This is a genomic window from Gryllotalpicola sp. (assembly GCF_027352875.1).
In the GTDB taxonomy this organism is placed as follows: Bacteria; Actinomycetota; Actinomycetes; order Actinomycetales; family Microbacteriaceae; genus Gryllotalpicola.
In genome coordinates, this window is the sequence record NZ_DAIEII010000050.1 from 1 (window position 1) to 8454 (window position 8454).

The 8454-nt window shown below is 68.8% G+C and carries 7 protein-coding genes; 2 read left to right on the plus strand and 5 right to left on the minus strand.

Annotated elements, in window-relative coordinates; all coding sequences use genetic code 11:
• Window positions 1-415: 415 nt before the first annotated feature.
• Together M7D61_RS05990 and M7D61_RS05995 are read right to left on the minus strand one after the other, a co-directional pair.
• Window positions 416-889: a hypothetical protein gene (locus M7D61_RS05990; protein WP_298228564.1), complete on the minus strand. Its 474-nt coding sequence runs from the start codon at window positions 887-889 to the stop codon at window positions 416-418.
• A gap of 3 nt (window positions 890-892) precedes the next feature.
• Window positions 893-1879 (minus strand): hypothetical protein, encoded by a 987-nt coding sequence (locus M7D61_RS05995; RefSeq protein ID WP_298228566.1) that lies wholly within the window; start codon window positions 1877-1879, stop codon window positions 893-895.
• A 194-nt stretch (window positions 1880-2073) separates the two neighbouring features.
• On the opposite strand from M7D61_RS05995, the gene M7D61_RS06000 reads away from it, so the two are divergent.
• Complete coding sequence (locus tag M7D61_RS06000; protein WP_298228568.1) at window positions 2074-2496, plus strand: Rieske 2Fe-2S domain-containing protein; 423 nt, start codon at window positions 2074-2076, stop codon at window positions 2494-2496.
• Window positions 2493-3719 (plus strand): FAD-dependent oxidoreductase, encoded by a 1227-nt coding sequence (locus M7D61_RS06005; protein WP_298228570.1) that lies wholly within the window; start codon window positions 2493-2495, stop codon window positions 3717-3719. Before M7D61_RS06000 ends, M7D61_RS06005 begins: the two co-directional genes overlap by 4 nt.
• A 56-nt stretch (window positions 3720-3775) precedes the next feature.
• On the opposite strand, the gene mgtA is transcribed toward M7D61_RS06005, so the two are convergent.
• The 3 genes from mgtA to M7D61_RS06020 all read right to left on the minus strand — a co-directional run.
• The gene (gene mgtA, locus M7D61_RS06010) at window positions 3776-6265 is read right to left on the minus strand and encodes a magnesium-translocating P-type ATPase (protein ID WP_298228572.1); all 2490 of its coding nucleotides are present in this window, start codon (window positions 6263-6265) and stop codon (window positions 3776-3778) included.
• Window positions 6265-7935: a DUF885 domain-containing protein gene (locus tag M7D61_RS06015; protein ID WP_298228574.1), complete on the minus strand. Its 1671-nt coding sequence runs from the start codon at window positions 7933-7935 to the stop codon at window positions 6265-6267. The genes mgtA and M7D61_RS06015 overlap by 1 nt, the downstream gene beginning before the upstream one ends.
• Before the next feature lie 9 nt (window positions 7936-7944).
• A partial coding sequence (locus tag M7D61_RS06020; RefSeq protein ID WP_298228575.1) for a DNA polymerase occupies window positions 7945-8454 on the minus strand: 510 nt, incomplete at its 5' end.

Consider the following 8454-nt stretch of genomic DNA (forward strand, 5'->3'; position numbering starts at 1 on the left):
AAGAACTTCAGGGTCTTTTCGACCGCGGCGAGGAAGTCGTCAGCAGAGCCGATGTCGTTGACTGCGATCTGCTTGGTCGCCTGGGCGGTCGTTGCGGTTGCCATTGAGTGGTTGCTCTCTTACGGATTGGGATCGGGCCTCAGGCGCACGGCCGGCGATCGTTTCGATGCGCGCTTCGCGCAACTCGCTGATCGAGGAGTGTGTGTGTTGCCGCCTGAGACGGGCGGATATCGGATGTCACACGAGTGACGTTCCAGTCTACGTCCGCAGGAAACGACGCGCCAGGCCGCAACGAGGGTCACCTGGAGTGCCCCCCACATGGGCAGCGCACCTCGATGAGCTTTCCGCATCCGGGCGGCCGTGACATCGCGACGCGGGGCCGACCTGACGATGGTCGACCCCGCGTCGCTGCCGGTCAGGCGGCCGCAGTCTCGCGAACGACGACCTCCGAGGGCACCTGGTGCAGCAGCGAGAGCAACTGGATCCAGTAGTACACACGGTTGAAGAAGGTCAGCAGGTTGCCGTGATGCAACTGCAGGTGACGGTACATGACGGTGCGGGCCGCGTCGTAGCCGCCGAGGAATTTCTGCCAACTCTCGTACGTGCCCACCAGGAGGTAGTCGCTGTCGCGCGCCTCGCTCGGCGTGATCACACGAACCTCCTGCACCGCGCCGGCCGCGATCCGGATCGCGACGAATTCGCCGGCGTCCAGGTCATCCCCCTTCACGGGCACCGCGCCGAGGGCGAGCACCCCCGAGAAGGTGGACGAGGCGGTGTCGATCCACTCCCAGTAATCCGGCAGCCGTCCCTCCCGGTCCTGCGGGGTGAATCCCTGCGACAGACGCGCCTGGACGTCGGCCGCCCATTGGTCGGTGAAGACCCTCGACATCGCTCAGCCTCCGATCGCGTTGTCGGCGGAGATGTTCTGGACCATGCCGGCCAGATCGGGCGGCAACTCCAGTCCGATGAGGTCCATCTTGCGCACCAACTGGGTGATGAACATGGCCTGCACGTCGTCACGGGTCCAGCCGATGGGCTCGTACGCCACGTACTGGCTCGAAGTGGAACTCATCAGCAGCAGAGTGCGGAGCGTGTCGTGAACCTCGCGGATGAGCGTGGGATCCTGTTCGATGGCCTCGGTGAGGAACCTCAGCCCCGCCTGGACGTGGCGGGCCTCGTCGCGCGCAGTGAGCGTGAAGCCCGCGTAGTACCCCGGAAGCACCTTGTGCTGGCGCGCATACCGCAGGGTGATCTGCATCACCGACACGGCGAGGACGCCCTCGATCCAGAGCATGTAGTTCGTCGCGTACTGCACCCGTAGCTTGAGGTCGTCGGGGTTCTTCAGCAGGGCGTCCGCCTGATAGGCGAGCAGACCGAACGGACCGATGAACGTCTCGCCGACCCACTCGAACGACTGGTCGAGCACCTCCATGAGGTCGCCCTCCAGTCCGACCCCTTCATGGTAGAAGCGGTCGAAGAAGACGGTGTGACGCGCCTCATCCTCGATCTGGCTCGAGATGAACAGCTTCTGATCCTCGCTGCCGCCGAGCATGAAGACGGGCAGTTCGACCTCGACCTGACGCTCGCCGTGGTGAAACCCGGATGCGATCGCCAGGAACGAGCTCTTCTCGGCCTCGGTCATGTTCTCGTGCCAGTCCTTGTAGTCCTGGCTGAAGTCGATGTCGTACACGTCCCAGCGCTGCTTGAGATAGCGCTTGTACTGCTCGACGTACGAGGGCTGCTCGGCAATCTGGTTGTAGATGTACTTGTTGATGACGTCGTTGATGTCGACGTCGCTGATGTCGCGCAACTGCGCGCCCTCGATCGCACGGAACAGGTCGGCTGTCAGACCGTTCTGCTGGTTCTCGATGAGTGTCATGCTCACTCCTTTGTGATCTGATCTATCCGGTGGCGCCGACACCATCGAGACACCATCGGATGAATCAAGCCCGACGGCGGTGTCCGGCCCCCTCAGTATCGGCTCATTCATCCGACCGCACAAGACCTTCTCAGGTTCTCCCAGCCGCCGGGGGTTGACAGCGCTCACCCCCGGCGGGTTAGGCTCGCCGCCGGGTGCTGACGACGCCGCGCTGGTGGAGCGTCGGGCAGCATCCAGCCCTCACCTGCGGTGCGGGCTACCGGATCGATCGCGAAGGGGCGACGATGGGACTGATCAATGCGGGCCGGGCTTCCGAGGTCGGACCGGGTGAGATCAAGGCGTTCACGGTCGCCGGCCGCGAACTGGCCGTCGCGAACGTCGATGGTGAACTGTACGCGTTCGACAACTGGTGCACGCACGAGTCCTGCACGTTCTCCGACGAGGGCGAGCTGGAAGACGGCAAGCTGGTCTGCACGTGCCACTTCGGGGAGTTCGATCCCGCGACCGGCGAGGTGCTGGGCGGACCGCCGTGGGAGCCGCTGGGCGTCTACGAACTCGCCGTCGAAGGCGACGACCTGCTGATCGACCCGCGGATCGACGACGCGGCAGCATCGTGAGCACTCCCGCCGTCGTGGCGATCGTGGGGACGTCGGCGGCAGGAGTGTCGGCGGCGACCACGCTGCGTGCGGAGGGGTACGACGGCCGCGTGGTGCTGCTGGGCGAGGAAGTCGTTCCGCCGTACGACCGCCCCCCGCTGTCGAAGGGCTACCTGGCCGGGACGGTCGCCGCGGACGACCTGAACCTGAGACCGGAGGGCTTCTGGACCGACCGCGACATCGACCTCAGGCTGGGGAGCCGTGTCGTGGCCCTGCGCCCGGCCGAGCAGTCCGTCGCACTCGACGACGGCTCGTCCGTGCGTGCCGACGCGGTGATCCTGACGACGGGAGGGCGTTCGCGGGCGTTGCGGGTGCCGGGGGCCGAACTCGACGGAGTGTTCGGACTGCGCACCCGCGCCGACAGCGACGCTCTGCGCGAGTGGTCGGCCGATGCTGAGCACGCGGTCGTGGTCGGGATGGGCTTCATCGGCGCCGAGGTCGCGGCCACACTGCGAAGCCGTGGGCTCGCAGTCACGATCGTCGAGCCGCTGTCGACGCCTCTGGAGCGCGTCCTCGGGGAGCAGATCGGCAGGGTGGTCGGCGAGCTTCACGCCGAGCACGGAGTGGAGATGATCTTCGGCGACGGCGTCGTCGGCTTCGACGGCGCGAATGGCCGGGTCACCGAGGTCGCTACCACCTCGGGCCGTCGGCTGCGTGCCGACCTCGTGGTCGTGGGGGTGGGGATGGTGCCCGACACAGCGGTGGTCACCGGAACGCAGGTGGCGGTGGACAACGGCATCCTGGTCGATGAATACGCCCGGACGTCGGTGCCGAACGTGTACGCCGCGGGGGATGTCGCCAACCACGCCCATCCGTTCTACCGACGCCGCCTGCGCACGGAGCACTGGACACATGCGGTCGACCACGGCGCGGTCGCGGCACGGAGCGTTCTCGGTCGCGGCGACCCCTACTCGACCATCCCGTGGGTGTGGTCGGACCAGTACGACCTCGCCCTGCAGTACGCCGGCATGCACACGGGCTGGGATCGGCTCGCGGTGCGCGGGGACCTCACGGCGCGGGACGCGCTGGCGTTCTATCTGCGGGACGGTGTTCCGGTCGCGGCGGTCACGCTCAATCGCAACCGGGAGATGCGGCGGGCGATGGCGATTCTCCGGCGCGGCCAGGCCGTCGATGCGGATCTGCTCGCCGACGAGACGATCGACCTGCGCGAATTCGCGACCTGATTTCCGTCTCGCCGAACGCCCGCAGCAGGGTTGCCGCCGTCGGCTCGGCGGAGCGGTCACCCGCTGCGCTGCGCGCGCCGTTGCCGACGGAAGAAGAACGCCTTCGCGATCTCGTTCGCGGCGATGTACGCCAGGGCGATGACCGCGAGGGCGGCGAGGACCGGGCCGTCGAGCGGGATCAATCCCATCGGCTCGGCGATGAATGGAACGTACGGCATGGCGACGGCGATCGCGCCCACGAGAATGGCTGCGATCGCCAGGGCCAGCGCGGGCCGGGACCGCCAGATCGGGCGCGTGGTGCGCAGTGAGAACAGCGCGCTGACCTCGGTCAGCGTCGAGACGACGAACCACGAGGTCTGGAAGAGCATCTCATCGGCGTGGACGCCCCAGATCAGCACCCCGAAGGTGAGGAGGTCGAAGCAGGTGGAGACCGGACCGAACACGAACATGAAGCGGCGGATCTCCTTGAGGTCCCACTTCACCGGCTGCGCCAGGCGCTCCGGGTCGACGTAGTCGGCGGCGAGAGTCGTCGACGGCAGGTCGCCGAGGAAGTTGAGCAGCAGGATCTGCCGCGGCAGCAGCGGCAGGAACGGCAGGAACATGCTGGCGATCGCCATCGACAGCATGTTGCCGAAGTTGGAGCTCGTGGACATGCGGATGTACTTCAGCGTGTTCGCGAAGGTCTGGCGGCCGAGCCGCACGCCATCGGCGACCACGTCGAGGCCCTTGTCGAGGAGGACGACGGCCGCCTCCTGCTTGGCGACGTCGACGCCGGTGTCGACGGAGATGCCGACATCGGCGACGTGGAGCGCCGGCGTGTCGTTGATGCCGTCGCCGAGGAACGCGACCGACTCCCCCAGGGTCCTGAGCGCCTGGACGATGCGCTTCTTGTGGTCCGGCTCGACCTCGGCGAAGACGTAGGTGTCGCGCGCCGCCTGCGCAAGGCCGGCCGCGCCGAGCCTGTCGATCTCGGAACCGGTGAGCACCTTCGCGGTGTCGAGGCCGACCGCCTTGGCGACAGCGACAGCGACGCGCGCGTTGTCGCCGGTGATGAGGCGCATGCTGATCCCGAGGGATTCCAGATCCCGGAGCGCATCCGCCGCACTGGCCTTCGGCGGGTCGAGGAAGCACAGCAGGCCTTCGAGGGTCATGCCGACCTCGGCGCTGCGGTCGACCACCTCGCCCGCGGCGAGCGGGCGGGACGCGATGCCGAGCACGCGGAATCCGTCGTCGGACAGCGATTCGAAGAGCCGCTCGACGCCCGCCGGCGCCGCGGTGCAGACCTGGAGGACCGAGGCGAGAGCGCCCTTCGTGATGAGCGTCGGCACGCCGTCGACCGCAGTCACGACGCTGAGCCGCTTGCGCTTGAAGTCGTACGGCACCTCGTCGAGCGCGACGCTGCCGACCGGAAGCGGCGAGCGGGCGAGCACCGCGGCGTCGAGCGGGTTGGCGAAGCCGGTCTGGAGGCCCGCGTTGAGGCTCGCGAGCCGCAGCGTGCGCTCGCTCTCCGCTCCTGCGGGATCGATCGCCTTGTCGAGCCGGGCCGCGCCCTCGGTGAGGGTGCCGGTCTTGTCGGTGGCGAGGACGGTGATGGTGCCGAGGTCCTCGATGGCGTCGAGGCGCTTGACGATGACCTTGCTCGCCGCGAGGCGCCGCGCACCGGAGGACAGGCTCAGCGACACGATCGCCGGCAGCAGCTGCGGGGTGATGCCGACCGCGAGGGCGACGGCGAAGAGCATCGCCGCGATGATGCCGCGGCCGGCGATGGCGTTCACCGCGAAGATGAAGAGCGACAGCACCACCATGAGCCAGACGAGCAGCATCCCGAAACGGGTGATGCCCTTCTCGAACGCCGTCGAGGTGTGCTCGCGGAGGTCGTGCGTGATGGCGCCGTACTGGGTGTCGGCGGCGACGGTCGCGATCACGGCGTGCGCCTCGCCCGAGACGACGTGGCTGCCGAAGAACACGCTGTTGGCGCGCTGCGCGAGCGGCGCGTCGAGGTGCACCTCGGCGTCGGGGTCCTTCTCGGCGGGGAAGGCCTCGCCGGTGAGGGCGGATTCGTCGACCTGGAGCTCATCGCCGTCGAGGAGCCGGCAGTCGCCGGGCACGACCGAGCCGGCGCTGAGCAGCACGACGTCGCCCGGAACGAGTTCGGCGACCGGGACGCTCGCCGGGGCGCCGTCGCGGAGCACGTCTGCGGTCACCTGGACGCTGGCGAGGAGTTCGGCGACGGCGTTGCCGGCGCGGGCCTCCTGGAAGAAGCCGAGCAGCCCCGAGAGGGTGACGATGGCGAGGATGATCGAGCCGTCGAGCGGGTCGCCGAGCGCCATCGAGACGATCGTCGCGGTGATGAGGATGAGGATGATCGGGCTCGCGAACTGGCGGATGAGGCTGCGCAGCCAGCCCGGCATCCTGCGGGGGCCGTGCGGGCGGCGGGCGGCGAGGCGGGTCCTGGCCTCGCCGGCGCTGAGCCCGGTGGCGCTGGTGCCGAGTGCGCCGAGCACGTCGCCGGTCGGCGTCGACCAGAATGCGAGCGGAGCGGTCATCAGCCCAGCATTGCCACGCGGAGAGTGTCGAGGCCGACGCCGCCGAGGTCGAGAGCCTTCTTGTGGAAGGCCTTGATGTCGAAGGCGGCGCCCTCGCGGCGCTTCACCTCATCGCGCAGGTCCTCCCAGAAGCGCTGGCCCACCTTGTAGGACGGCGCCTGGCCCGGCCAGCCGAGGTAGCGGGTCACCTCGAAACGACCGGTCGGACCGTCGCCGTCGAGCACGTTCTCGGCGAAGAACTCGTAGGCGTAATCGCCCGTCCAGACGCCCTGACCGTCGGGGCGCCGCTTGCCGAGATGAACGCCGATGTCGAGCACGACCCGGGTCGCGCGCATCCGCTGGCCGTCGAGCATGCCGAGCCGCTCGGCCGGATCCTTGAGGAATCCGAGCTGCTCCATGAGGCGCTCGGCGTACAGCGCCCAGCCCTCGCCGTGGCCGGAGATGAACTGGGTGCGCCGCCAGGCGTTGAGCTGCGCCTTGTTGTAGACGCCCATGCCGAGCTGCAGGTGGTGGCCGGGAACGCCCTCGTGGTACACCGTCGTGAGCTCGCTCCAGGTCTGGAAGGTCTCGACGCCGGGCGGAACGCTCCACCACATCTGGCCCGGCCTGGAGAAGTCGTCGGTCGGCGCCGTGTAGTAGATGCCGCCATGCTGCGTCGGAGCGATCATGCATTCGAGCGCGTAGAGCTCGCGCGGGATGTCGAAGTGGGTCGCGCCGAGCTCGCGCAGCGCCTCGTCGCTCTTGCCCTGCATCCACGCCTTGAGGGCATCGGTGCCGTGCAGGTTGCGCGACTCATCGGCCTTGAGGAACGCGATCGCCTCGGCGACCGTCGCGCCGGGCGTGATCTCGCCGGCGGTGCGCTCCATCTCCTCGCGCATGCGTCGCAGCTCGTCGATGCCCCACTCGTAGGTCTCGTCGAGGTCGAGTGTCGCGCCGACGAAGGAGCGCGAGGCGAGCTGGTAGAGCTCGCGCCCGACGCCGTCCGCGGCGGGCGCGAGATGGGCGAGCTCATCGTCGAGGAAGTAGGAGAGGTCGCCGTACGCCGCCTGCGCCGCCTTGGCGTTCTTGTCGAGCTCGGCCTGAAGGGATTCCGGCAGCTCGACGCCGTCGAGCGCCGCGTCCCTGGCGAGCGTGCCGAAGAACCCGGTCGGCGCCTGCAGTTCGTCGGCCTGCGCGATCCCGACCGTGACCTGGCGGATGGCGGGAACGTTGCCGTGCGTCATCCCGTAGCGCAGCGACTCGGTGTACCCGCGCACCGCCGCCGGAACGTTGCCGAGGCGCCTGGCGATGACCTCCCAGTCGGCGAGGGCCGCGCGCGGCGAGAGGTCGAAGACGTCGCGGATGCCCTGCAGCGGCGAGGAGATGTTGTTGAGGTCGCGCTGCCAGAGGCCCGCCTGGTAGGACTCGAGCCGGAGCTCGAGCTCGCGCACCAGCTCGAGCTTCGTCACGACGTCGACATCGTCGACCGGGGTCGCCTCGCGCGCCTGCGCGAGGGCAGCCTGCGCGGCTTCGGCTGCCGCCGCCTCGCCCGCCGGCGAATAGTCGGCGTACTCCCCTTCGCGGCCCGGGCGGCCGATCATGACGCGCAGTTCGGGGGCGAGGTCGAGCTGGGTGTCGAGCCAGGATTCCGCGATGCGGTCGAGCCCGGTCTGCGGGCGGGGTTCCGTCATGGTGCCAGGCTAGTGCGCAGCCTGGTCCCAGTTGACGCCGCTGCCGACCTGCACGGTGAGTGGCACCGTGAGCTCGGCGGCGCCCGACATGCGGTGCACGACGATGTCGCGAACCGCGGCCCACTCCCCCGGGGCGACCTCGAGCACGAGCTCGTCGTGCACCTGGAGGAGCAGACGGCTCGTCAGCGCCTGGGAGCGCAGGTCGGCGGCGACGTTCGTCATCGCGATCTTCATGATGTCGGCCGCCGCCCCTTGCAGCGGCGAGTTGAGGGCAGCGCGCTCGGCGTTGTCGCGCAGCACCCGGTTGGGGCTTGCGAAGTCGGGGAACGGGCGGCGCCGGCCGAACATGGTCTCGGTGTAGCCGTCGGTCTTCGCCTTCTCGACGGTGTCGCGCAGGAACGAGCGCACCTTGCCGAAGCGGCTGAAGTAGTCGTCCATGAGCTTCTTCGCCTCGCCCTGCGAGATGCGCAGCTGCTTGGACAGGCCGAAGGCGCTGAGGCCGTAGGCGAGGCCGTACGA

Coding starts and splice junctions, on each gene's coding strand:
- M7D61_RS05990 (WP_298228564.1), bottom strand. CDS start 889: ATGTCGAGGGTCTTCACCGACCAATGGGCGGCCGACGTCCAGGCGCGT.
- M7D61_RS06015 (WP_298228574.1), bottom strand. CDS start 7,935: ATGACGGAACCCCGCCCGCAGACCGGGCTCGACCGCATCGCGGAATCC.
- M7D61_RS05995 (WP_298228566.1), bottom strand. CDS start 1,879: ATGACACTCATCGAGAACCAGCAGAACGGTCTGACAGCCGACCTGTTC.
- mgtA (WP_298228572.1), bottom strand. CDS start 6,265: ATGACCGCTCCGCTCGCATTCTGGTCGACGCCGACCGGCGACGTGCTC.